Here is a 24,130-nt window from a genome sequence, read left to right on the forward strand (position 1 = left end):
GGGACCGCTCGTGTTATGGGATAGCGCAATGTCTCGCTCGGCCCAACGTCACTATCCCGCCTCGTTAGAGGGCCAAATGCCCTCAGTCGGCTCGCGAACCGTGGCGGCGAAATCGCCGTAACCTACTCCACTCATCCACGTTCGCGTCGAGGTGTGGTTATGCAAGGCTCACTTTTTGATTCTGAGCAGAACGGTTTCGATGGAAACCTGCCCGATCAGTCCCGAATGCCCCTGAACCTTGGCAAGCGCACTGTCCACTCAGTTGTTGACCGTGATCTCTGCAATGAACGGGGCGGGATGGTTGTGACTGGCTTCGGGGGACTGGAGCAACTGATTCAGCTGATCACGGGACGAGGGGTAGGGAAGGACCCGCTGCGCATCATTCTTGGCTCAGATCCCATCACCACACAGAACCCCAAAATCAATCTGAGGAGTTATGACTTTTCTGCGGAAATGCGCGCCTATTGGCTTGAGCGCGGAATTTCTTTGTCCTTGTGCGGCCAGGTCTTGCATTGCATCGAGCTGATTCATGCCGGTCATGTGCAGATCCGCTATCCAACAGGCTACAGGCGACTGCACGCAAAAATGTACTGCTCAGCGGGCGCTGTGACTGTTGGATCAAGCAATTACACGGCGCCGGGGTTTCATAGCCAGCATGAAGCCAACGTGCGTTTCACCTGTGGGGAAAAGGCACGATTTGATGAGACAAGCAGTTTGGCTGAATACTTTTGGTGCTTGGGGAAAAACGCAGAAGACGCCTTCATAGAACTGTTGGAGGACCTTCTCAAATTCGTCACGTGGCAAGAGGCTTTGGCTAGGGCCTGCGGCGAGCTGCTGGAAAGCGACTGGGCTCAGTCGTATCTGGACTCACTATTTCAGGCTGATCCTGTCGAACTCTGGCCATCGCAGCGCCAGGGCATTGCGCAGGCGCTATACCTGCTGGACACCGTGGGCGCGGTCCTCATCGCAGACGCCACTGGATCCGGAAAGACACGTCTGGGCGCGCACTTGATTCGATCAATACTTGATCGGAATTGGTCCTTAGCCAGGGGGCGTAAGGGCTCAATGCTGCTGATTTGCCCTCCATTGGTAAAGAAAAACTGGGAGCGAGAGTCAGCCAAGTGCGGTTACAACATCGCCGTAGCCTCTCATGGGTTGCTGAGCAGGCTGAAAGCTGAGGACGTGTCTAGCTTGGCGACTCACCTGTCTTCAGCTCAGACCCTGGGCGTTGATGAGGCACATAATTTTCTGAATCAAGGATCAAAGCGCACGAGGTTTCTCAAATCGAATTTGGCCGACCAGGTAGTGCTTTTCACTGCTACCCCGATCAATCGTTCCAGGACTGACTTACTGCGCTTGATCGATATCCTCGGGGCGGATAATTTTGATGACGACACTTTGGCGGTGTTTGAGCGTTTGACGAGTTTTGGGCAGGGGCATGCTGACATTCATGATAATGATCTCCCGCCGCTCCAGACCGGGGTCGCTAGTTTTACTGTTCGCCGGACAAAACCACAGTTCAACGCGATGGTTGACCTTGATCCGGAAGCGTATCGGCTGCCAGGAGGTCGAGTCTGCCGGTATCCAAAGCAACTTTCTGAATGTTACACGCTTGGAGAGCCAGAGCAGGATAGGGAGCTTGCGAGAGAAATTCGCGAATTGGCGCTAAATTTCAAAGGTGTTTCTCATTTTCAGAAAACTATAGTGCTCCCGGACAGCTATAGGGAACACGGCGTTACGCCAGAACTCTATCTGCGCATAAGGCTGAAGGCAGCCCGTACCTTGGCCTTGTATCACGTGATGTCGGGACTTCGCTCTTCGCGGTTGGCTTTGTACCGCCACATCGAGGGAGAACATGCGGCTTGGACGCGTATGGGATTGAGTGCTCATGATCTGAAAGGTGATGACAAAGCCGGCAATATGTTAGAGCGCACGGGGAAGCTTGCAGGCAATATCCCCGAAAACCGCCTTGGTATCGAGTTGCCGCTTTGGCTCACTGACCCTGTAGAACATAAACGGGCTTGTGAGGAAGAGTGGGCAATCTATTCCGCAATTCGGGAGCGCCTCAAGCAAATGAGTGGCTATCGTGAGAAACGGAAGGTTGAATTTCTGACCGAGCTTCTTAAACGGCATGATCATATTCTGGCGTTCGACCACTACCCAATCACGTTGCGCTACTTCCTGCACCTTTTGAATGAATCTAAAGCGGGCCACGAGGATTTCGACGTGCTTTTGGGGGTTGGGGGTAATCGCCGTAGTCACGAACATATTCAGTCATTGCTTAACCCCGAATCGCAGTATGAGGGAAAACTGATAGTGCTGTGCAGCGAAGCCCTGTCTGAGTCTGTCAATCTACAGCGGGCTTCCACGCTGATGCACCTGGACATGCCAAGCGTTGTTCGGATTGCCGAGCAACGGGTCGGACGAATTGACAGGATGGACTCCTGTCACACCCAGATTGAAGTCTGGTGGCCTAAAGACAGTCCGGAGTTCGCCTTGAGGTCTGATGAAACGTTTTATTACCGGATGCGTGAAGTAGACACCTTAATTGGCGGAAATCTGCTGCTTCCCGAAGACATGCGTGGACAGCATGACGATCAGATCATCACTCGGGAGTATTTCGAAGATCTCATGCGCTCCCGTGAGTCACGGTACTGGGATGGGATAGAAGATGCATTCTCGCCAGTCCGTGGGCTGACGTCCGGTCCTGAGGCGCTGATCAATCCTGATGTTTATGAGCTTTATAAAAACGAAACGAATAAAGTCTTGTCGCGCGTGAGCGTCGTCCAATCAGCTGAGCCATGGGTGTTCCTCTGCTTAGCTGGGGAGCACGCGCGTGCACCCAGGTGGATTTTTCTGTCCGACTCGTCTGACAAACCGACTACAGACCTGCGCGAGACCGTGAATCAGCTGAGAGCACGGCTGTCGGATGAGTTGCAGAGCCTCAACCCTACGAGGGCGGCAATGGGGATGTTGCAATCGTTCCTGGGCAGGCTGGGTGAGATGGAGAAGATGCTTCTGCCTAAGCGGAAGCAGCGTGCGATAGCGCAATTTGAATGGGCGGTGGCCTTGTGGTCAAGCTACCCCGACTGGATTACTTCAGATGATCAGGCTCAGCAGGTTCAGCATTTGCTAGACCTGTTTGACAAGGGCGTCGAGGAAAAGGACCTAACTCCGGATTGGGCGCAGTTGGCCGATGTCTGGCTGGAGTTGGTCCACCCGCGTAGCGCGGAACTCATGCTGAAAAAAGGAAAACGGGCGTCCATGACACGTTTGCGTGATTTGGAGCCAAGCCTCAGAGCGGTCCCTATCGCCCTAGAGGTCTTGCTGAAAAGAATCCAAGGTGTAGACCTGCGCAGACGCTGGGAAGAGCGGATTGTCGCTTGCATCCTAGGGTATGGCGAAACCGACAGGGATGTTGGAGATAGATGAGATAACTCTCGCTGCTGAGGTCACCTAGAAAGCTTGATCTCAAGCTTGTGTGAAGCATAGAGGTGACGGAGATGCCGCATGAACCAGGTCAACGTGACCATCGGCGGCACGCGCTTTCTGATGCTTTGCGAATCTAGTCTGCCTTGGTAGGTCAGGGAGGTGATCAGAGCCCGGCATCATCCAGCAATTGTGACGGTTTCCACCCCACAGCAGCTGCAATTCTGGCGATATTCAGGAACGTCACGTTCCTTTCCCCACGTTCGATCTTGCCCATGTGCGCGCGATCTACCCCTGCGGCGTCAGCAAGCGCCTCTTGGGAAAAACCGAGCGCGGTTCGCCGCGCGCGAATGGACCCACCCAGCTTAACTAGGTCGCCGTCCTTGTCGGATGCTGCTGAAATTCTTGCCATGCGCAAAATTTGCAACGTATGATGCTTTAACGGCCACGGCATTTACGACCCATAAGCATTTTTCTCTGGGCGTCATGGGCGTGCACAGCCGCTGTGGCGAGGGTCTAGCCGCTACATAGGTACAAGCTTTTGGTTAGGCCCGAGGCCGTTTTACCTGCACCATTTTTGTTAAAAGGATGTTTGATGAATCACCGGCAACCCAGAATCCCGCGCTCGTTCACGTATGCAATTACTTTTGTGGCCATGGCAGCTCTTTCCGCATGTAACGATGAAGAAAAAGCGTCAAAACAACCTGAGTCATCCTCGGTCGCCGTTCATGTAGAGAGCAATGAAGAGAATTATGATGACTTGAATTCAACCTTGATCGCGAAATTTCCAAGCCCAGGACAAGGCGACGAATCGTCATCCTTGGACATCCTTCGGCCTGAGACCCCGTTTAGGTTATATAATAATCTACGAACCTGGGATGAAGACGGAAGAGATATCGCATCACTTCTCGAAACCTCATTGGGTGAGGGTAGCGATGATGTTCTTGTGTTTAAGCTTGGGAGGGAATATGGCAATACCAGCGATGCTTTCAAGAAGCGTGATTTAGAGCAGAAAATAATTGCTGAAACTCAGCGTGAGGCTGGTAAGGTCGAAGGCGTTAGGTCCGTAAAGTTCTTAAGCGAGCCGGGTAAGATCGTAAGCTTAGAAATAGGGCATTATAATTTCGATGAAATGTCTTTCAAAATTGACCACTGCTTGTTCTCGGACAAGCTTGAGTATTCTAAAGAAGAGATGCGGCTTGCCCAAAATCTGAAAGGTAGCGATCAGAAGCGCTGCTATTTCAGAACTACAAATACTGAGCTGAGGATTGGGTTTTCTGGCGGTTCAGGGGTGCGCTTCAAAGTAGAAAACCCTGAGCTTGCTAGAAAGATCGAGGCTCAGAGAAGCCAATTGAAGATTGCGGTTTATGGATATGTCGAATCTGTTCAGCGTGAAAAAGTTGGCGGAAATCTCGTCAAAGAAAGACTTGTGCTGATCGCTCCCCAGCGAGTGCTACTGATGGACGCCTCTGGTCAGGTTTTGTCTGAAGCAATGCTGTGACCTGACATCAAAGTCACTAAGGTATATTTTCGTGGAAAAGATCAAAAAGGGTCTAGTTAGACTCGTTGGCAAGGTCAGCATTATTCATACTAGTGTTCATACTACTGGTCACGTGAAGACTGGGGCTTTCACAGGCAAGGTGACGGGCTCGATCTCAAGTAGTGATCAATTTTCTTTCCGGTTAAATAATGTTTCGACAACATTTAAACACGAGAAAGGTGTGAGTCTTCATGATGGTGATGAAGTCGTAGTGGTTGGTCGTTTCAAGAAGGGCCATTTAGAAGGATATGCGTTAAAAAATCTCTCCACAGGAGCGTCTTATGATCACTCCAATCAATTCGCTTATTGGTGTCTATGGGGCCTTCTCCCAGTTTCGATGGGGCTAATTGTGATGGTTTTTGGTCTGATTTTGACGCCTGTCACTCTGTTTCTTCTCAATACGTTTCATACAATGAAATATGCATCGTTGATGGTTGAGTCGTTTGAGAAATGAGATTTCGGTTAATGCTAAAAATTAGGGCGATTGGTTTTCTGATCGCATGGGCAGTAGGGCCTGTGACTGCTTATGCAGATTTTTGCGATACGCTTGCGAGCGGAGCGCCAGAGCAATGCCGCTCAAAGGTTAGGGCGAATGGCTCGGTTATCATCGGAAATTGGCTCCGACTGAAGCCCGAGCAAGCCACCCAGCCTGGCACTGGCACGAGGGGTTACTTCGTGTCCGGGACGACCCCAGCGATTAGCATCCTGGGCACCTCTGCCAGCAGACGGCTGATGCTGACCTTAGACTGCTTCGCTGGCAAGCGTTCAGTACGGCTAGACGCAATGCCTTACATGCTTGGGCTCGCTAATGGCAGTAACAAAACATTCGATTTGAGCTTCATTATTGATGCTAAGCCAGCGTTTCGGGAGAAATGGCCGTTGGATTGGCAGCACGCCGAACTGAAGGCGCCGCAGGGAAGCCGTTTGGCCACGGAGCTTCAGCGTTCTGCTAAATTGACGGTTAAAACCGAAGGTATCATTGGGCGAGAATCGCCGGTGGGATACGTATTCGACACTCGTGGATTTGACCAGATGAATTCCGGATTATGTCGATAACTCTGAAGTAGTTCGATTAGCCACGTCCTGGTCTTGATGATCCTTGTAGGCTCCGCAACGAGCACTTTCGGCGCTACAAAATTAGGTTTGGCCTCTGGGGCTTTACGCAACGCTCGCTCTCGTCGTGCCACTACTGCCTTAGTAGTGGAACCCGTGAGCCGATCAGTACGTCGAACTTGTATGTACACAGTAGAGCTGTAAAATTCCTGCGTGCTGGTTGCAGCACCTCACATACAAAAGGAATAGCACGATGTCGAGACTGGCCGAATATCGGAAGCTTGAGCAAACGCTGGCTGCCCAGCTGGCTGAGCTTGAATCCATGAAGAATGATGAGTCGTTGAAGCGCGAGATCGAGTTCGAGAAGAAGCTTCGAGACCTGCTGGAGAAGTACGGGTTCAGCCTCCGCGATGTCATTAATATCCTGGACCCACAAGCTGCGCGCCGTGCGCCCACGGCGGCGCCGGCAAAGACCTCCCGTAAGGCTCGGGAGGTGAAGGTGTACCGTAATCCGCACAACGGCGAGCTGATCGAGACGAAAGGTGGAAATCACAAGCTACTCAAGCAGTGGAAGCAGGAATACGGAGCGCAAGAAGTGGAGTCGTGGATCGGTAAGTGATTTTGCGCAGATCCTAAGAAGGGCAGGGGCCAGAGCCCCGGCCCCGGGCTCGATTCAATCGCCGAAAGAGGTAGTTCTGAGTGGTAATCGGGAGAGGGGAAGATTTTCCGACCTCCCGGTAGCCTGACACTCAGGCCCGAACTGCCCAAGGCTGATCGACTGCGAGCTTCCATGGAATCTGTTCGGCCCCGGCTTGACCCTCCTTGAGGCGATCATTGCGGCCATGCTCTTGAGGGCGCTGGGTTGGTTTGCTGATCGTGTTCTTCCAGTAAGAAGGTAAGATAGCTGCGCGCGAGGTTGCAGTAGAGGCGCGCCTCGTGCGGCTGAATCGCAATGCCTTCTTTCAGATCGGTTCCATGGCGTACCCCGCCTCCCGTTGGCGAAGAAAGGTAACCGTGCAATGTTGTCATCCAGGTTAGGATGCTTTCCTGCGCCTTCCCCCGCTGCCGCTTTTTCATCTCATTGATGATTGGCCCGAAGTACTTTCCTTGAATGCTCAAATTGTCTTCGCTCGTACCCCGGAACGCGGTCGCGATTGACTCAAGAAGGAACAAAATTTCTTGGACCGCACGCCGGCCCTGGTTTGCATCCAGCAGCCTTTCCGATACCGCTAGGCACTCATCAATAAGGGCGCGTGCCTGTTCATCTAGTGACGGCGCGGACCGAGGTACAGGGATTGGTGTATAAGCGCGCGTAGCGATCAAATCAGGCAGCTGTATTGCATAGCCTGCATCATGTTTTGCCAGGACAGCGTTGATATATTCGACCCCTGGCACGCCAAGGCCGGAACGTTCGAGATCTACACAGCACTTCCAAAAAGCTTCGATAAATAGAGGCGCGTTCTCAGCCGATCTATCCATGAGTCGAGACAAATCGCTCCACGCCCAATCGGGACTGCTACTGCGACCTGTACCGCCGAAACTGCTTTTGCATTGTTCAACCGACTTCCACACGTCCCCCTGCGCCACAATTTTTTCGATCAGATCATAAAACTCCCTGATAACGCCTTGCGGGGCTGGTCCCGGTGAACTGAAACGCCACGAATTATCGAACTTCAGCAATTTATCCTTCCTCGCATTCACTCAAAGATCTGTGTTGAACCACCGCCCTTAATACTCCAACGGACATCCCCAGTGCTGCGTGCCCTGCTGGTGGCTCAGGCCATTTGTAGCCTTTTGCCAGATTGAAAATCAATCAGGCTCTGGAACGACGGATGAGGGAATCGCCAACTCCTTGAACAGCCACATTTTAAACTGTGCAACGGCCTCTTGTTGACGCAGGCGTCGAGGGTGCACCAAGTGGTGAGCCACGTAGCGAACTGACTGGCTGATACCTTTGAGCGGAGCGACGAGCTTTCCAGTAGCCATCTCTCGCTCCGCAAGCAGAGTGGACTCCAGCACCACTCCAAGCCCGTCGACCGCAGCAGAAATCCCCATGGAGCTTCGATCAAATGCCAACCCGAAATTTTTAGGTATGGGCATGCTATTGGCGCCAAACCAACCTTTCCACTGAACGGATTCCCGTCGCTCTTCAGGTGATCATGGAGGGCGACGTTGAAACACCTAAGCCTTTGACTCATCTTCTAAATGTTCCGGATGTAAACCTTCTCTAGCTACCTTCGATGGTAAAAACATGCCACCCGTGCTAAATAGGCCATCGATAGATGGCTTGTCGCCATCAAGCACAGGGTGGCGCAGGGATGCAATTTGTAACGAACGGTCCGGATATCCCAGACGAGCTGCTTCAGGCCCATGAAGAGGGAAGGGTAGTTTTCTTTTGCGGAGCAGGCATCTCTTACCCAGCTGGGCTGCTGGATTTCAAAGGCTTAGTTCAGCTGATCTACAAAGAGGCGCTAACCACTTTCGACAGTGCTGAGCAGAAGGCTTTCGAAAACTATCAGTTCGACGCCACCCTGGATCTACTTGAGCGGCGTTTGCCGAACGGGCGGGCCGCCGTTAGAGAAGCGCTGGCTCGGGCACTAAAGCCCAATCTTCGGCGCAAAGGGGCAACAGACACCCACGCAGCGTTACTAAGTTTGGGGAGGAGTCGGACCGGTGCGCTGCGTCTTGTCACAACAAATTTCGATCGAGTCTTCGATGCCGCAGCCCGGCGCACAAAGCAGCCCTTCAGTTCCTACTCTGCCCCGATGCTTCCGCTTCCTAAAAAAAGTCGCTGGGATGGGGTGGTTTACCTGCACGGCTTGCTGCCGAGTAAACCTAGCCTGCACGAACTCAACCGACTCGTTATCACAAGCGGTGACTTCGGGCTTGCGTACCTGACTGAGCGTTGGGCAGCCCGATTCGTCAGTGAGCTATTCCGCAACTACGTGGTTTGCTTCGTCGGATACAGTGTCAGTGATCCAGTTTTGCGCTACATGATGGATGCGTTGGCGGCTGATCGTATGCTTGGCGAAATCACTCCACAAGCATGGGCATTCGGCTCCTGTAGCCCTGGGGATGAAAGCCAGAAGACTGCCGAATGGAAGGCCAAAGGGGTAGCTCCCATTCTGTATCACACCCAATCTGGGGCTAACTCACATAGAGGGCTGCATCAGACTCTGAAGGCTTGGGCTGAGACGTACAAAGATGGGACGACTGGGAAAGAGCGGATCGTAACCACCCACGCTCTATCCAAGCCCTCAGCTAGCACTCGGCAGGATGATTTTGTCGGACGTATGATGTGGGCGCTCTCCGATAGGTCAGGAATACCGGCGCGTAGGTTTGCAGATTTCAGCCCCGCCCCGTCTTTAGAGTGGCTGTTGGAAGCGTTCAGTGATCCACGTTACAGCCACTCAGATCTCGGGCGCTTTGGGATTCCTGCCCACTCGGAGCCTGACTCTAAGCTCAATTTCAGTCTGGTTCAAAGGCCAACTCCGTATCATTTGGCAGCGCCGATGACGCTCTTGGAAGGGCGTTCGGGTTACTGGGATGATGTGATGTTCCATATAGCTCGATGGCTTGTGAGGCATCTCGATGATCCAGATCTCTTACTTTGGCTCTCTGCCCGAGGGGCCTGCGCCCATGAGCGTCTTGCATTTCTAATCCAGGATAAATTGGGGCAGCTAGCCAAGCTGGAGAACCAAGGGAACACCTCTGAATTAAACACGATCCGGAAAAGCTCCCCGAGGGCGGTGCCAAGGCCTCTCATGCGCAAACTGTGGGGGCTGTTCCTAGCTGAGCGGATCAAGTCGCCTTGGCGAGAGCTGGATCTTTACGGCTGGGCCGAGCGATTAAAACGGGATGGATTGACTGCGAGCCTTCGACTACAACTGCGGATGTTGCTTTCGCCCGTGGTCGCCATATCCAAGCCTTTTCGATTGTCGGACGATGTGGACGTATCACCAATGAACCTGCGCCATCTAGTGAATTGGGAGTTGGTATTAAGCTCTGATCATGTGAGATCCACGCTCTCCGAATCTTCCCATGAAGAGTGGTCGTCGGCCTTGCCGTTGCTTCTTGAAGACTTCCAGGCATTGCTTCGTGACGCCTTGGACCTTTTGCAGGAATTAGAGAGTGCTGACTCCTCTGAGGATCGTTCATTCTGGGATCTCCCGTCTGTTAGCCATCATTGGCAGAACCGTGGCTTCCGTGAATGGGTGGTCCTCATTGAGCTGGTCCGCGATTCGTGGTTGGCTAATTTCGGACAGCATCCTGAATCTGCCGCGAAGATCGCGCGCGGTTGGTTTGAGATTCCGTACCCCACTTTTAAGCGTTTGGCGTTCTTTGCAGCGAGTCAGGATGGCGCTATTCCCTCAGATGAGTGGGCTGAATGGCTACTGATAGAGAATGGGCGGTGGTTGTGGTCAATCTCTACGAAACGAGAGGTATATCGCCTGCTTGTGTTGCAAGGGCAGAGGCTACCTCTGGCGGCTCAAGAAATGCTGGAGGCGGTGGTTTTGCTCGGGCCTCCAAGAGAAAATTTCGTAGAGGACATTACTGATGAACGCTTCCAACAGCGTGCAGATCATGCGGTTTGGAGGACCTTGGCGAAGCTCCAATCGGGTGGAGTTATCCTCGGTAATCGTGCTCAGCAACGGTTTGATGAGTTATCTGCGGCTTACCCCCATCTGCGCTTGGCGGAAAACGAGAGCGATGAGTTTTCTCATTGGATGAGCGGCACCGGAGACCCAGATTTCGAGGAGCAGCGAGTTATCAGGCTTGCGCCTTATAAGCGTGAAGCGCTCGTTCAATGGCTGCGAAATCCCCCGGGCGAGAATGAATTTTTTGACCAGGACACCTGGAGGGAAGTCTGTAAAAAGCATCTTCTCAACAGCCTCTATGCTCTGGTGGAACTAGCGAAGGAGGGACAGTGGCTTGCGAAGCGTTGGCGGGAGGCTCTACAAGCATGGAGTGAGCCAGGTGTTGCTCGAAAATCGTGGCGTCACGTCGCGCCATGGATTGAAGCAATGCCGGATGAGGTTCTTAGCGAAGCCACCTACGATGTCACACGTTGGCTTGATGAGGTGTCCAAATCCAGTTTTGAAGGCCTCGCAGTATTCTTGAGGATTTGCCGCAGAGTCATGGGGCTGCCCCTCGATGCTGACACGGGCATGACCAGTAATGGTGAACCGATCAACCAGCCGGTTACCGAAGCCATCAACCATCCGATTGGCCACGTAACTCAAGCACTGCTGAATATATGGCAGAAACCTGAGCTTAGCGATGACGATAGACTCCCAGAGGAGATCAGTCTGTTATTCACGGAGCTATGTGACGCACGAGTGGAGAGATACCGTCATGGCAGGGTTTTGCTCGCGTCCAGACTCATCTCCCTGTTCAGAGTTGATGAGGCCTGGACAAGAGCTAATCTACTTCCACTTTTCAGCTGGATTAACAATCCAGCTGAAGCTAGAAGGGCGTGGGAGGGGTTCCTTTGGTCGCCGCGTCTATATCGCCCGCTTCTTTTGGCATTCAAGGCTGATTTCCTCGATACCGCTGGCCATTACGAGGATTTAGGGGAGCACGATGAGCAGTTCGCTGCGATTTTCACCTATGCAGCCCTAGGCCCCCTTGAAGGATATAGCCCTGAGGAGTTCCGTCTGGCTTTTGCTGCTTTTCCTTTGAAGGCGTTACAAGATTCTGCTCAATCCCTTTCGCAAGCGCTGGAAGGGGCAGGGGAGCAGCGGGAGGAGTACTGGCAGAATCGGATTTTGCCTTTTTGGCAACACGTTTGGCCAAAATCTCAGGAGCTAGTGACACCTATCATCGCTGAGTCATTGATCCGAATGTCCATTGCCGCTGGTAACGAATTCCCTGCCGCTTTGGAGGCCGTCTACGATTGGCTGGTCCCCACAGAGCATATGCATTATGCCGTGCATAGGCTACGCGAGTCAGGATTATGCACAGCGTTCCCGGCGGATGCATTGCGTCTGCTGGCGGCGGTGGTGGATGATCAAGCTTGGCTATCTCCTGATCTTCTTCCATGTTTGGAAGAGATTATTCAGGCGCAGGCGCGCTTAACTGACAGTGCAGAGTACCGCAGGCTGGCTGAGTATGCGCGTCGTCATGGAGTGCTTTGACCGAGAAACGTCTCTGACCGGCGGGCTGTGTGAATTGATAATGTGAGAGCGCTGAATTGCCTGTAGCTTGGTGGACAGGTGGAACGAGCGCTTGTGGCCGAAAGCTGACTGCCGTGACTGGCCGCAGTGGGTCGAAAGCAGCCGATCACGACTTACCGCTATCGACCCAAAGCTGCCCTTCGTTCGGGGCAGCAATCGGCCAAAAGCCGACCTACATACCAGCCTAAGAAACCAGGAGCGATCTGCGAAGCATTTGCCTTGAAAGTAGACCAAAATTTATAAAATGGTATCCTTTGCTAGGATAAACATAAATGACGTTACTTCTATTCTGGCTTCACTGAGGAAAACCGTTGATCAACGAATCAATTAATAACGAGATAAACCAGCTGAGGTTTCAAGGAAAAAGCGATAAAGAGCTGAAAGGCTTATATATAAAAAGAAACTCACTTAATATCGATCCAGAATCTTTCATATACAGAATTTGTCGGGCGGACTTTTTACTTGAGGATATAAAAAACTCAGAGATAACTCTTGTTAAAGTCGGTCCGGACTCTTTCGCGGATCCTTTAGAAAACCCACTGTTAAATAAACGATTTACAGAGGGGAATGAGAGCTTTACCCTCGGCTTTCTAGAAAATTATTATGCCTCATGTTGGACAAACGACCCCGTTAATAAAAAGTGGCGATGGACAGAGTTCCTTAAGGGGCGAACAGGAGTGCGCATAAAAGTATCTCTTCAGAAATTCATGAACCGGCTGATGGACACAAGAGACAATTATTTCATGCTGCATTATTTTGCAGTCAAAGTAATTTATGAAGACGACCAGGTATTGGATGATCTAATGGCGAGCAACGATTACACCACGTTTCTCGATTCGTTAGGGCAAAAAGGCGCGCTATTAGCTTCCACCCTAAGTGACAGCTTGGAGCATGAAAGAGAGATAAGAATTATATATTCCCATATGCCGGAAAATCAATTCGTAGTAAATAGAGTAAAAGTTAAAAACAGCCTCTGCAAACTGCCATTCAACTGGTCAGACCTAATAGAGGAAGTCCTGATAGCAGAATATTTACCCTTTGAAAAACATGCTATTTTGGAGTCTGAACTTAGAAGTCTTGGCATCTGCTGTAGTATAGAGAGTGGCAAATCTGAAAACTAACAACCTATATCTAACTGCCAGATTAAATCGACGCCTGTCAGCCACGATCAGAAAAATCACACAGCTAATGGAGACGGATCTATTTTTCAGAAAATAGATCCGTCTCCTTTGAGTCAAGCCCCCTCTTTACCCCATTCACGGACGAGTAATGTGAGGCCCGAAAAATTTCTTACCTGGTGTTCCCGAGACGTCGTCAGATGGAAATGCTTCCAGCATTGGGCCAAGCACTCCCCCCAACTCATTTTCGAATCGTCTAAATAGGCGTCGAAGCCTTCTGAGGGCATACAGGTAGTAGTATTTATAACGAGTGAGTTTAATAATGGCCAGTCATTATCGTGACAAAAGTCCCCAACAATTCCTGCGTAATAACCAGCCATATTATGGCTAAGGCCAAAAGCATTCTCTAGTTCGTTATAAGGAACTACTCGTTTGGCTTGAGCCGCGAGAATTAGATAGCGCAGAATATTGGAAAATACTTCGATCTTAAAGTAGGCGGGCATAAACGATCTCCAAGGAGAGGGTATACGAGAGTCAAGAAGGCACTTCGTGCAACTTCAAAAAGACTCAACCGAAAGTAGATAGGTTTGTCAGCTTCTCGATGTGATCGAGAAGGACGGGTAGAAGGTAATTTTGACGAGCGCCAGAGTCAAGCGTTTCGTAGGATGATTTTTCGCTAAAGCTAGACTATGAATCGTCCATGATTTTTAGACGTATCCGAAGGTGTGCTCCTGACCGGTTTCTACCTCTTGCTACCGTCAGCTATGGGCTGATAGCGGTCATCCTCGGCCGGCAGCTATCGACCCAGGCTGTGTGAAAACCTCTCGACCGATGTGGCTAAAAATTGCGCGTCTACGCAAAATCTGGGTCTGCTGAGCCGCCATCTCTTTTCAGATTTCACGTACGAGCGCGATCATCGAAAAGCAGCGGGGGGTTCGCACAGCCTGGACCCAAAGCAGCCTGATGCGAGGGGCAGCAATCGGCCAAAGCGAACGGTTGGGTAGCGCTTAGCAGGCCTCACTTGTGGCTTGGAGCACACTACAAAACTAGGATTGATTCACCAGTTTTTTGTAGGAGAGCTTGACCAAGCCAAAATATGGCTGATTGATAGCGTAGACATGTTGCAAATTAGGAACTATTGTAGGTGCAAAATAAGGATCTACTATAAAATGGTAAGGTTATGAGTGTTCATATAGCAGCCTGTCATGTTTTTAATTTTTCCGAGTCGTACGGATATGCTGACAAGGTGCGAAAAGCAATATTTGAAAATGACTTTCCGGTTGATCCGTTAGATGTTGCAAGTGATCTGGAAGTGCAGGCCGCGAAGCCTCAGCAGAAAACAATTTTACACGATTACATTGATTATGTAATTCGTGAAGACTTGAGTTTTTACTTTGGTGGTGGCGGATGGGAATATGAAGATGTCACTCCTGTTTTTGCAATGCTGGATTCGCATGGTATTCAATATATTACCTTAGAGGAATATGTGGCGGAACAATATCGCGACGATGAGACGGGAGAAACGGTAGAAATCACAAACGATATTATCGACAACTTGAAATTTCAGTACCTTAGTGAGTATTTAGAAGATATCGCTATGGACGGCCTTTCATCTCTGTTGGTGACAGAGGTTTTTACATTGCTTTTTGCTGATCGTGAAGCAATGAAAGCTTTTAATCTCAGGATAGCTGATAGCCTGGAAGAACGAACGCCACGATGCACGTACTGGCCGAAATGGCTAGAGCGGGCGTTGTTTTGTAGAGAAAAAGGTCTATGTGCAATTTGTAAGACGGACTTAACATCTTTGTTCCATACCTATGGAAAACTGGCTATTGACCATATAGTTCCTATCGCCCTTAAAGGGGTTAATGACCCTACCAACTTGCAAGTTCTTTGCGGAAAGTGCAATGGTGAAAAAAGTGGAACAACGGTGGTTACGTCAAACTCTATGCCAGTATTTTGGTAGTAAGTTTCAAAAGCCTTAGGCTCTGTAGTTCCATGCGATCTACCGCGAAGGATCACTATGGGTGAAAACTGCGATTCATATGGCTGCTCTTGGTCAGCTATTGCCCATAATACAGGGCCGCTTTCGGCCAAAAGCAGCCGTCGCTCATGGCAGCAGTGGAGTAGCAGACTGCTCCATGCTAGAAATATTGAATGCATGTTAACGCATAATATTATATCCGTGAAGTTTTACAGATCGAATCCTCTCTTTAAGATCGTGAATCAGATAAACCACAGAGGATTTGTCGTTCCCGTTATAGATTTTCAAAAAGAAATCGTTTACGTCGCCGTCTAGATTAAGCTGGGCTGGGTCTTTCTCAATAAACGTTGAAAAAATTTTCTTTATCGATTCTATACCATCCTTGTAATGAAGCGCAAAGCTATTCCCTCGCTCCTTGACGAGCGCGTGTGCAATGTAAGTGCTTCGATATTTGTATAGCCCGCTCTTTTCAATTAATAATTTTAGTTTACTGATTTTTGCATATAGATCAGGATCGTTCAGATCTAACCTGTCTTTTCCGTAAGAGTCAATTATTTCCACGAGCTTGGCATAATTGATGACCGCAAGGATAAGGTGAATTCTCAAATGGGATTGTCTATCCAATTTCCTTCCTGCGTCGTCAGGGCGCATTGTCAATTCAAGGTTTAAAAAATAAAGCTGGCTCGTGGTTTTGAAATCTTGCATCAGATCCGTGAGAAGCCAGTAGTGATCAATGTGCTTCTGGTACGTAAGAGTTTGCTCCGCCAAAAATTTATTGATGTCGTCATCAGATGTAGGGAGGTTCTCCTTTTCCATAATTTCTTTTAGGCTGGCAAAGGCGTCCGCGTCATTTTTTAGATAATTAGGCGAACCCCACTCTAGGACTGCTTTAATTACTTTATCCACTTCTTAAATTTCTCTCGAATTAATGGGGCGATGTCGGCGGTAAAAGACTTCAAAAAACGCACTCCGGCGCGCTCACCGGTATGACTGACCAGTGCCGGGACTGGCGCTGTGACCAAGCCCATCAGGAGAAGTCCGATCATGGCAGATCGATACCCAGACGATCCTTGAGCACTTGCTTGCCGTAGGCTTTGCCTAATGCCAGCATCACCGCTAGGCTCACCCCGCCAGCTTTTTCTGCGCCGGCATTGGTCAGACGCCAAACCTCAGGATCTCGAATGGTGTCGAGGAACTCGTGGCCTCTAATGGTCAGCCGTTTTGGCCGCCAATCAAAGTCACTCATCGAACACAGGTCTTGCGCCACAATGAGCCCGGCCTCGTGCAGCAGCCGACGTGATAGGAGACCTCAGCGTTGCCGTGGTTATCAATGGGGATGACAATCCAGGAGTCAGGGGGGCGTCGTTGGCTCCGATGGCCAGCAGAATTTCGCGCCCCAAATCTTTGTCGAGCTTCATCGAGGATCCCACGTCCTTTGTGTGACAAAGGACATTATCAAATATAGATACGCGGGCAAGGACATTTCACCAGTTAGTCGAATCAAGGCCCACGTTCAATGGCACAGGAACGGTACACATCGGCCTGCCGACCATCGCCGAATTGGGGGGCGCACGCCTAGTGCTCGGCGCCGTTGTAGTTTCGGAATACCAACGCTTTGAGGCCCTCCTGCGCTAGCATTGCCCTCCCTTTAAGGGAACTCCATCACTCGCACGTCAGAGCACGGTGGTGAGGGTACGGGAGAGCGAACACCACAGGCGACACCAACGCCCCATCGGCGGACTATCGCCCGCTCACTGTCTGTTGGTCATTTCTAGGGTGGTCCGCTATTAGCCTTTCTCTGCCGATCGAGGCTGCATCTTGTGATTGTCAGCTGCGCCGGCGTTATACTGGAGGTATTCCAATATACCCTGCACCTCGTGCGCAGGCAGACAGGGACGGTTGAATGATCCGCATCAGAACTAATTTGGCTCCTCGATGGAATCGGCAGATCCGAGAAGCCACCACGCCTCTGACAGTACTGTCCCCCTACATCACAACAAACAGCACGCTTAAGCTCTTGGCCAAGAAGCAAGCAACGTTTTACACACGCTTCGAGGTGAGGGATTTCGTCTGTAAGGCGTCATCAATCACTGCCTTCAAGCTGCTGCTCATGAACAAGTGCACGATTTACGAGGTAAAGGACCTTCATGCGAAAGTCATCATGGACGAGGCTGACTTCGTCACACTCGGCAGCCAAAATCTTACCTTCAGGGGGGCCTCGAAAAATAAGGAGTTAAGTGTTTGTTTCGATAATAGTAAAGCTAATTCTTGTGACCGAGTTCGGAGCGTGGTCAATGATTGGATTGACGACCCGGATCTGGAATTGATCGACTGGGTTAGGGTGTTGCGGATGGAGAAGGATGTTCGCGTAGCCAAAAAGGCTTTCGAAGAATTCAACGAAGCGATGTCCAAGATTCAGGGTGAAGCTGATACCTACCAAGCCAACCGTGTCCAGGTTGCTCGGGACCAGCAGGAACAAGAGAGAGCTGCACGAAAGGCTAAGAACCTAGCTGCAATTGGTGCTGCCGTGCGGTCTGGCGCACCTTCCGGCACGAAATACACCGGAATAGTAAAGCCATCTGAGGGATCTGCACGACTGAAATTCGATGCGAAGGTTGATCTGCTCCAGTGGACCAGGAAGGATGGCATCGAACTCCCCCGGATGATTAAGTCGAGCCGTTGCCTATGCGTGCTCAATCAGCAGAAGGTCGGCTGGGCAAGGCTTGCGAGCCAACAAATCACGAAATTCGCTCAAAGCATGACCATTGGTGGGATTCTGCCTAAGCCTTTCGATCGGGTGGATGTGACACTCTCCGTCACCCCAAAAGATCTTGCTCGGGCGCCTTCCGACACTACTCTTATTGCCATCTTGAAGAACGAGAACGGGACCGAATTGTGTATGGTCCCGGTTCTCTACTCAATCGACGAGATCAGCGTCCTCGACACGCTAGGACCCAAGCGAAAGCCCACGGGTAAAAAGCTCAAGCCAATCGATCAGCTCAGAACCGATCTGAAGAACTGGATTGATAGCAATACGGCTGACTTTGAAAGCCTATTGAGCCGCCACATCACCAGCACTACCCCTCTGAAGAAACGGCTCGACGGGGTCAACGCGGACGTGTTTTTTGAGGGAATGGATACGGTAGTCGATGTAACAATGGTCTTTAAAGGGCGGAACGGTACAAAGCCCATTCTTGTTGCGACCACCAGAAACTGAAATCCCACACTGGACTGCCCCGTAACCTGCGCAGTTGCGGATGGCTCATCAGAACTGTCCATTTATCAGCGCCGTGTTAACCGAGAGCTGGCCCTCCAGCAAGGGCAGCTTAGGGTCGATAGCGGACGGCCGCAAGTGGCCGCTGACGACCCATGCGGTCGTTGAAAAGACACCACTATGCACGGCAACTGCGCGGCACCAATTCGCTTGAGCGGTTCAACCCTCATATCAAGTGTCGCACCGATGTTATGGGGGGTGTTTCTTAAGAATTCCGCCGTAGCTCGCTTCGGGAGGCGATCGTAATGGAGCAGAACGAGATGTGGTGTCCGCAAGGGGGGGCTTACGGGAAAAGCTTTCACGCGGTCAGCGTTAGACCAGGCCAAATAGACGGCCAAGAACCAAGGATTTCTGACAAAGTGTAGTGGGTGGTGGAATAGGTTCCCGGGTTGAAGGGAACCTATTACTACAACCAAGGACTAGTGTGATGCGGGAGCGGCCTTGAGTGCTTGGCTTCAATCGCGGTGATTCGCTACTTCCGCATAAACCCGATGGGCGTCAGCATCTGGCAGCGACTGATTGCTCCCGCACTTAGTGCACTCGCCCTTGCATTTGGTGTGGTTCTGATCATCAACAACATGTCGCTATTGACTGGCGGCGAATCAGTGTTCAACTCGCTGATACCGCTCAGCATGCTGTTCGTAGCAGCCGCCGGCATGTGCCTGGCTGGCTGGCACAAATGGCGAAATCCGCAAATTTACGCAAACCTGGGGCGCGTCCTGAACGAGGTTTAAGGTCATATCTTCTGAGGACGCTCACCTTTGGTACCTCAGCTTGGCCGGCACTCGAAAGAATGCCGGCCTTTTTTAATTGGTTCTGAGCCTACGCAAATTTATAGGGTAATCGTAAAAGTTCCTAGTTAAGTTGCGTCTTGATTCTCTTCGAAGTAAAGGTAATTGTAATCTAGCTCGCCAACCAAGATTTTTCGTATCTCGGAGAAGTCTGATAGTTCTTTGTTTTCTTTGTATCTGGTTTCGCTTTTAAGGATTTGAGCTAATTTCTGACCTTGGGCTCTCAGGAAAGAAGCCTGAAGCATATTAATGAATTTGTCCCCGAAATATATTTGTTCGATCTCGCTTTTTAGGGTGGGAATGCTGTCAAGCTGCTGTGTCAGTTGATGGAGTTTCGATATTCCTCGCACTCCATTAGTTCCTTCGTCGAGTCTAAATGCACCAGCTTCTTGGGCTGGCAAAATCTTCACAAGCTCTCGCACCGGATCATGCCAGTTCGCCAGTTTTCCAAATGATGGCGTGCGCTCATCACCACTGAAAAATAATAGCTCATCAAAAACATTTTGGAGTGCACGGGCTTGTACTTCTAGTCTGTCAAGAAATATGCCGGTTTGACGACCTTGAAATGTAGATTTCCCATTCCCAGCAAAGTGTTGGTCGAAATTCAGAAGGAGTGATTCCTTCATGCGGAGTAAGCAAATGACGATGTTTTCTGTGGCTGTCTGTGTTTTTGGGTTTCGCAAGAAAATATCGAGATCAGCTATTGTGGATTTTAATGCGTCTGCAACGTTATGGCCATGTTGATCAGTCTGATTGTAGAAGCTGCATGAGGTAGGTCTGTTGTAAGGAAATATAATTTGGTACAGCCTGTCCAAGTCTGCGAATTCAATCCTGTTCCGCTTTCCGACTGGGTTCATGAAGTTCTTAAAATGCTCGACGTGTTGCGTATACTGTTCGAAAGTTAGCGAGGCCATCTGCTTTTCTATTACCTGCAAGTTTCGTCGTTGTTGACCGTAGAGAAATAGCAGTGTAAAACATGTTGCCAGTCCACCCACTAGTGTGAATGCTCCTCCTAACACTGACCCAAAAACTGCCCAGTGTGCAGGGTCGTTTGATATTTCACCTGTCATGTGCATGCGATATAGTATAAGGATTATTGCTGGGCTTGCTATGCTCGTAACTAAAAGTATGTAAAGTGTGAGTTTGTGAATTTTCATGAGGTCTCTATAGCGTTAAATATAGTTGGTGTTAGTGAGGGTTTGTAAATGACCTCGCGATAGCTAGAGGCAGGCATTTGTGCCAGCAAAATAGCGAGTATGCTAGCTAGTGTTGCTACGTTAAACTATAGTCAAAATACACAAAGCCAGTGCCGTATGTCTACACTGACAGTGAACAGGGGGCGACCTGGAGTTCGAGAAGGCACTAGTATGCAGCGTATTTCCTGGCATCTAGTAGATGACAATTGGCTGAGCGGCTAAATGTGGGGGTGTTTAGGAAAGTTTCACGTGGGGGCAATACGACTCTTTACGATAGAGAGACCTCGTCAGGCTTTTCCCTGCGAGATTGCTGCGCAGGTTTAGTCCTGCACAGCTTAATGGTCAGTTAAAAATATCTTGAGGCAAGGATCCTTTGCGTCTGAACCCCCGGGGCGATACTCCAAATCGCGTCTTAAAAGCTCTGGAGAAGTGACTGACATCGTTAAAGCCCCAGGCAAATGCAACGGCAGATATCTTTTGTATGTCTGCGTCAGATTCAAATTCTGAAGCGCACTTGTCGAGCCTTCGATCTAAAATGTAGCGACCAATTGATAGGCCATGCTGTGCAAAAATGCGATGCAGGGTCCGCTTGGAGGTACCAAGTTCACTGGCGATCATCTCTGGCGTAAGTTCGAAATCAGAAAGCTTGGCCTCGATGCAGCGCTGCGCTTTCTCAAAATATGATTTCTGCACCTTCTCGTTGTAAGAGGATGATGAGTTATCAGCGGAGGTAAAAGCAGGGCGAATGAGGCAGATGAGTGAGTCCATCACTGCCTCCAGCTCATCACTATCACTGGGATCAGTAAAAAATTGATTCGTAATGAATCCTGCAACTGAACCAATTCGAGAGGTCGAGCATATCTTCTGGTTCAGCATTAGCTTTGCGTTCTGAAGGCTGCTGACCAGCTTATGCCGGGGGATTATCAGGGAAATCTGTTCAGACATTCCAGAAAAGTAGAAATCGCTGGGGCGGGAGCTATCCAAGAGTACCAGATCACCCGGGTTGAGCACGCTTTGGGTGCCGCAGTGATCCATGACCGCGTTCCCGCTTACCTGATGCACGACGTAGAAGAAGTCATGCCCGTCATGCTTGATGTCCTTCACATTGCGAAGAATGTGAGGGCAGTTGGCGCCAATTCTCGCTCCAGCGTAGCCAGGCACAGCCATGTGAGCCGGTAGTATAACGCCTTCAAAGCTCTCTATCCCGTGGTTTCGAGGTGGTTCCGAATGAAACGCGCCACATTGCTCAGCAAGCGTGGACTCCCAAAGCTGATAGCCGGCTGACCCGTGTAAGCGATCGGTGGGAGTCGATGGATGATTCATGGTGCACTAGCCGAGCAGGGTTCGATTGCACCTTGAATTGACACATGTAAGAGTGTCTGCTCATTTGGGGTGGCATGCTTACTGGATTTTCAGGAGGGATAATGATCTGTGCATAGGGGGCTGTCGAAGCTGCCTTCATGGAGCAATCGCTTCGCATGGATAATTAGAAGGTTCTAAAAGGATAGGAAATGAGCGAAATTAATGTCCCTGCCCAACAGCGAGAGGCTATCGCTGCTCTGGATGTCGAACTGCTGTACAGGCTTGTTGACCAGAGCTTGCGTGAAGAGCGCCTATCTGGGCTCAGCGATCTTCGCCTTTACGCTTGTGGTGACTACATCGCCGAACGACTGCGGATATTTGACCGAGCTGTACAAGCGCATGCGGCGGCCAAGGCCCCTAAAAAGCGCGTACAGACAGAGATGGATGTCCGTCGAGCTGGCAGTGCGTTGATTTCGGCTGTGGGACAGATGCAGGACAGGGTCGAACGAGAGCAAAAAGAAGAAGAGCTTTTTGTTGTTGATGACTATGTGGGCCAGCCATACCTGTTCAGCAATCAGCTTTCAGTTTCTGTGAATTACCGCTGGCGTCGCGGTGCTAGTGATCCATGGGAGCACGGCAGCATCGAATTCACTCATACACATCATTTCGCACCAGCTTACCTATCTCCTCAACCCAAACGGAAGCCTAGTGCGGCAGTCAGAGCAAGAGAAGAGGAGGCTGAGTTGTATAGGGTTTGGGAGCACCTTGCAGGCTTGGCATTGCATGATCTCAAACGATATTTCCAGGAGGGAGGTGATGGCAGCCTGCTCCCGAAAACCTTCCAGGCCAAAAGGGATCAATACACTGGCAGATTGAACAACTTCAGCGCAACGTTTTGGGGCGATCAGGGCTGACCGATCCCTTGCTAGGGTGCACTAAGCCCGGGGCCCCAGCACACGATCGTTAGTGTCCGGGCATTTCTCCGCAAAATTGCTTCAGAAGACTTATCAACGTGCAGAAACGTAGAGCTACCAGGAGGTCTCAGCGAGAGTCCGCTAGCAAGAGCAAAGATTTTGGTCTGCTAAAAAAGGCCCGCTTATCACTCCTGTCCGCGACCGGCGGCGTGTTCCTCGGCGCCTATACCAGTCTCGCGACCGGGTACGTTGGGCCTTTCCTAACGTCGGTAGTTGAGTGGACTCAGGATCACGTTTTCCCAATGCCAGCGGACCAACAGATCGTTGCCCAAGCTTACTTTTTCATCTCGAAGAAGCACGGAACCAGCCACTCAGGTGAGATCATGGGTGTGTCGTTGAAAGGGAGCGATTGCCTCAAACCAGGAGGTGCCAGTGGTTACGACCTCTATGATCTTGGAGATGAGGCAGGCTACACCGATGCTTTGATTAGAGCCACATGCCGACCGTCTGGCAAGACAAGGGTAACCATTACCCCTCGCAACGGGAGCCCTGTAGTGCTATTCGATGGTTTTGTTGATGGCAAGACAGAGGTGGAAATCGGTGGTGTCGCGGGGAGCTACGATTACGGGATGCTTACACTCTCTTATGTCGGCACGAAGCAGCCGACTGGGCCACTGGTGCCAATCAATGAGGCACCACCATTTGCAGAGGACCTCAACTAGGGATGGACGAGACGTGCCGGAGATCTATACCGTGCCTATAGGCTTTCTCCCGTGTTGGCGGTGAGGCGGTCCTATGGCAGGGTGGCCAATCAGGGCATATTATGCCTGCCAGGAGGCGCGCTGGCACAGCCGACCAAGCTTTGAAAAGCACTTTTACCGCATTCTATATATTATTCGGCTTATATTCTCTATCGAAACAGTCTAAATTGAGCGCCCCTCCAGATATTTTTATCTGTGGCCCAGGGCAGTTAAGTGAGAAAAAAATGAGTATTGAATCAATCGAAGAAGAAATGCGGCGTGCGCTTTTTGGCATTAGTGCCGAGTCGCAAATAAAGCGGGAAAAACCAACCGCTAAAGAGCCGACGAAAGCTGAAAATAAAAAAACGGCTTCGAAAATTAGGGTTGTTTTGAGCGTTACTAACGAGTTCGAAGGCGTTTGCCAGACCGTAGTTTACGATAGTGACAACCTGAGCCGTCTTGTAGCCGAAATGGACGCAAGGAAGAAGTACAAGAAAAAATTCAGGTACATTGAGGTCGTTTCAATCGAACGCATTTAATGCGCTTCTGAGATACAGATTTTTCTTGGCAGCAAGCTCTGGGCTTGGAGCCTAGATTGGGCGATGCTAGGATG

21 protein-coding genes are annotated in these 24,130 nt (G+C 50.6%); 13 read left to right on the top strand and 8 right to left on the bottom strand.

Features of this window, described 5'->3' with window-relative positions:
- Window positions 1-159 precede the first annotated feature (159 nt).
- Window positions 160-3,432: an SNF2-related protein gene (locus CKW35_RS03045; RefSeq protein WP_256583343.1), complete on the top strand. Its 3,273-nt coding sequence runs from the start codon at window positions 160-162 to the stop codon at window positions 3,430-3,432.
- A gap of 163 nt (window positions 3,433-3,595) precedes the next feature.
- Here the strand turns inward: CKW35_RS03045 and CKW35_RS03050 are convergent, their stop codons facing one another.
- Window positions 3,596-3,841: a helix-turn-helix domain-containing protein gene (locus tag CKW35_RS03050; protein WP_095115109.1), complete on the bottom strand. Its 246-nt coding sequence runs from the start codon at window positions 3,839-3,841 to the stop codon at window positions 3,596-3,598.
- Window positions 3,842-4,024: 183 nt separating this feature from the next.
- Here CKW35_RS03050 and CKW35_RS03055 point away from each other — a divergent pair, with 183 nt between their 5' ends.
- From CKW35_RS03055 to CKW35_RS03065, 4 genes are all read left to right on the top strand, one after another.
- Entirely contained in the window at window positions 4,025-4,930 is a 906-nt protein-coding gene (locus CKW35_RS03055) for a hypothetical protein (RefSeq protein WP_095115010.1), read from the top strand.
- A 31-nt stretch (window positions 4,931-4,961) separates the two neighbouring features.
- A complete protein-coding gene (locus CKW35_RS27695) occupies window positions 4,962-5,423 on the top strand; it encodes a hypothetical protein (RefSeq protein WP_143499719.1) in 462 nt (153 codons plus the stop codon).
- Window positions 5,424-5,701: 278 nt separating this feature from the next.
- Complete coding sequence (locus CKW35_RS27700) at window positions 5,702-6,025, top strand: hypothetical protein (RefSeq protein ID WP_143499721.1); 324 nt, start codon at window positions 5,702-5,704, stop codon at window positions 6,023-6,025.
- A gap of 250 nt (window positions 6,026-6,275) precedes the next feature.
- Complete coding sequence (locus tag CKW35_RS03065) at window positions 6,276-6,641, top strand: histone-like nucleoid-structuring protein, MvaT/MvaU family (protein WP_095115014.1); 366 nt, start codon at window positions 6,276-6,278, stop codon at window positions 6,639-6,641.
- 212 nt (window positions 6,642-6,853) lie between these two features.
- On the opposite strand, the gene CKW35_RS03070 is transcribed toward CKW35_RS03065, so the two are convergent.
- Together CKW35_RS03070 and CKW35_RS03075 are read right to left on the bottom strand one after the other, a co-directional pair.
- The gene (locus CKW35_RS03070; protein WP_177434955.1) at window positions 6,854-7,702 is read right to left on the bottom strand and encodes a hypothetical protein; all 849 of its coding nucleotides are present in this window, start codon (window positions 7,700-7,702) and stop codon (window positions 6,854-6,856) included.
- Between the two features lie 129 nt (window positions 7,703-7,831).
- The gene (locus tag CKW35_RS03075; RefSeq protein ID WP_095115016.1) at window positions 7,832-8,122 is read right to left on the bottom strand and encodes a hypothetical protein; all 291 of its coding nucleotides are present in this window, start codon (window positions 8,120-8,122) and stop codon (window positions 7,832-7,834) included.
- Window positions 8,123-8,340: 218 nt separating this feature from the next.
- Between CKW35_RS03075 and dsr1 the strand changes: the two genes are divergently transcribed.
- Both dsr1 and CKW35_RS27705 read left to right on the top strand, forming a co-directional pair.
- Window positions 8,341-12,159 carry an anti-phage defense-associated sirtuin Dsr1 gene (gene dsr1, locus CKW35_RS03080; RefSeq protein ID WP_095115018.1) on the top strand — a complete coding sequence of 1,273 codons (3,819 nt, stop codon included), beginning with the start codon at window positions 8,341-8,343 and terminating at the stop codon, window positions 12,157-12,159.
- 350 nt (window positions 12,160-12,509) lie between these two features.
- The gene (locus CKW35_RS27705; RefSeq protein WP_143499723.1) at window positions 12,510-13,319 is read left to right on the top strand and encodes a hypothetical protein; all 810 of its coding nucleotides are present in this window, start codon (window positions 12,510-12,512) and stop codon (window positions 13,317-13,319) included.
- Between the two features lie 113 nt (window positions 13,320-13,432).
- On the opposite strand, the gene CKW35_RS27710 is transcribed toward CKW35_RS27705, so the two are convergent.
- Window positions 13,433-13,819 (bottom strand): hypothetical protein, encoded by a 387-nt coding sequence (locus CKW35_RS27710; protein WP_143499725.1) that lies wholly within the window; start codon window positions 13,817-13,819, stop codon window positions 13,433-13,435.
- A gap of 677 nt (window positions 13,820-14,496) precedes the next feature.
- Between CKW35_RS27710 and CKW35_RS03090 the strand changes: the two genes are divergently transcribed.
- Window positions 14,497-15,282, top strand: a complete 786-nt coding sequence (locus CKW35_RS03090; RefSeq protein ID WP_095115022.1) for an HNH endonuclease — start codon at window positions 14,497-14,499, stop codon at window positions 15,280-15,282.
- Between the two features lie 198 nt (window positions 15,283-15,480).
- Here the strand turns inward: CKW35_RS03090 and CKW35_RS03095 are convergent, their stop codons facing one another.
- Both CKW35_RS03095 and CKW35_RS28495 read right to left on the bottom strand, forming a co-directional pair.
- Complete coding sequence (locus CKW35_RS03095; protein WP_143499727.1) at window positions 15,481-16,206, bottom strand: hypothetical protein; 726 nt, start codon at window positions 16,204-16,206, stop codon at window positions 15,481-15,483.
- Between the two features lie 136 nt (window positions 16,207-16,342).
- On the bottom strand, window positions 16,343-16,546 hold the full coding sequence (locus CKW35_RS28495) for a DUF2513 domain-containing protein (RefSeq protein WP_256583344.1): 204 nt from the start codon (window positions 16,544-16,546) through the stop codon (window positions 16,343-16,345).
- Window positions 16,547-17,203: 657 nt separating this feature from the next.
- Between CKW35_RS28495 and CKW35_RS03105 the strand changes: the two genes are divergently transcribed.
- Both CKW35_RS03105 and CKW35_RS03110 read left to right on the top strand, forming a co-directional pair.
- A complete protein-coding gene (locus tag CKW35_RS03105) occupies window positions 17,204-18,517 on the top strand; it encodes a phospholipase D family protein (protein WP_095115026.1) in 1,314 nt (437 codons plus the stop codon).
- A gap of 506 nt (window positions 18,518-19,023) precedes the next feature.
- A complete protein-coding gene (locus tag CKW35_RS03110) occupies window positions 19,024-19,308 on the top strand; it encodes a hypothetical protein (protein WP_095115028.1) in 285 nt (94 codons plus the stop codon).
- Between the two features lie 125 nt (window positions 19,309-19,433).
- Here the strand turns inward: CKW35_RS03110 and CKW35_RS03115 are convergent, their stop codons facing one another.
- Window positions 19,434-20,522, bottom strand: coding sequence for a hypothetical protein (locus CKW35_RS03115; protein ID WP_143499729.1), 1,089 nt, complete (start codon window positions 20,520-20,522; stop codon window positions 19,434-19,436).
- 381 nt (window positions 20,523-20,903) lie between these two features.
- Window positions 20,904-21,884, bottom strand: a complete 981-nt coding sequence (feaR, locus tag CKW35_RS03120) for a transcriptional regulator FeaR (protein ID WP_095115032.1) — start codon at window positions 21,882-21,884, stop codon at window positions 20,904-20,906.
- Between the two features lie 188 nt (window positions 21,885-22,072).
- On the opposite strand from feaR, the gene CKW35_RS03125 reads away from it, so the two are divergent.
- From CKW35_RS03125 to CKW35_RS03135, 3 genes are all read left to right on the top strand, one after another.
- Window positions 22,073-22,777: a hypothetical protein gene (locus CKW35_RS03125; RefSeq protein ID WP_095115034.1), complete on the top strand. Its 705-nt coding sequence runs from the start codon at window positions 22,073-22,075 to the stop codon at window positions 22,775-22,777.
- Window positions 22,778-23,079: 302 nt separating this feature from the next.
- Window positions 23,080-23,499, top strand: a complete 420-nt coding sequence (locus tag CKW35_RS03130) for a hypothetical protein (RefSeq protein WP_095115036.1) — start codon at window positions 23,080-23,082, stop codon at window positions 23,497-23,499.
- 263 nt (window positions 23,500-23,762) lie between these two features.
- The gene (locus CKW35_RS03135; RefSeq protein WP_095115038.1) at window positions 23,763-24,056 is read left to right on the top strand and encodes a hypothetical protein; all 294 of its coding nucleotides are present in this window, start codon (window positions 23,763-23,765) and stop codon (window positions 24,054-24,056) included.
- Window positions 24,057-24,130 lie beyond the last annotated feature (74 nt).

Source organism: Pseudomonas sp. Irchel 3F3 (genome assembly GCF_900187545.1).
Taxonomy (GTDB): Bacteria; Pseudomonadota; Gammaproteobacteria; order Pseudomonadales; family Pseudomonadaceae; genus Aquipseudomonas; species Aquipseudomonas fortuita.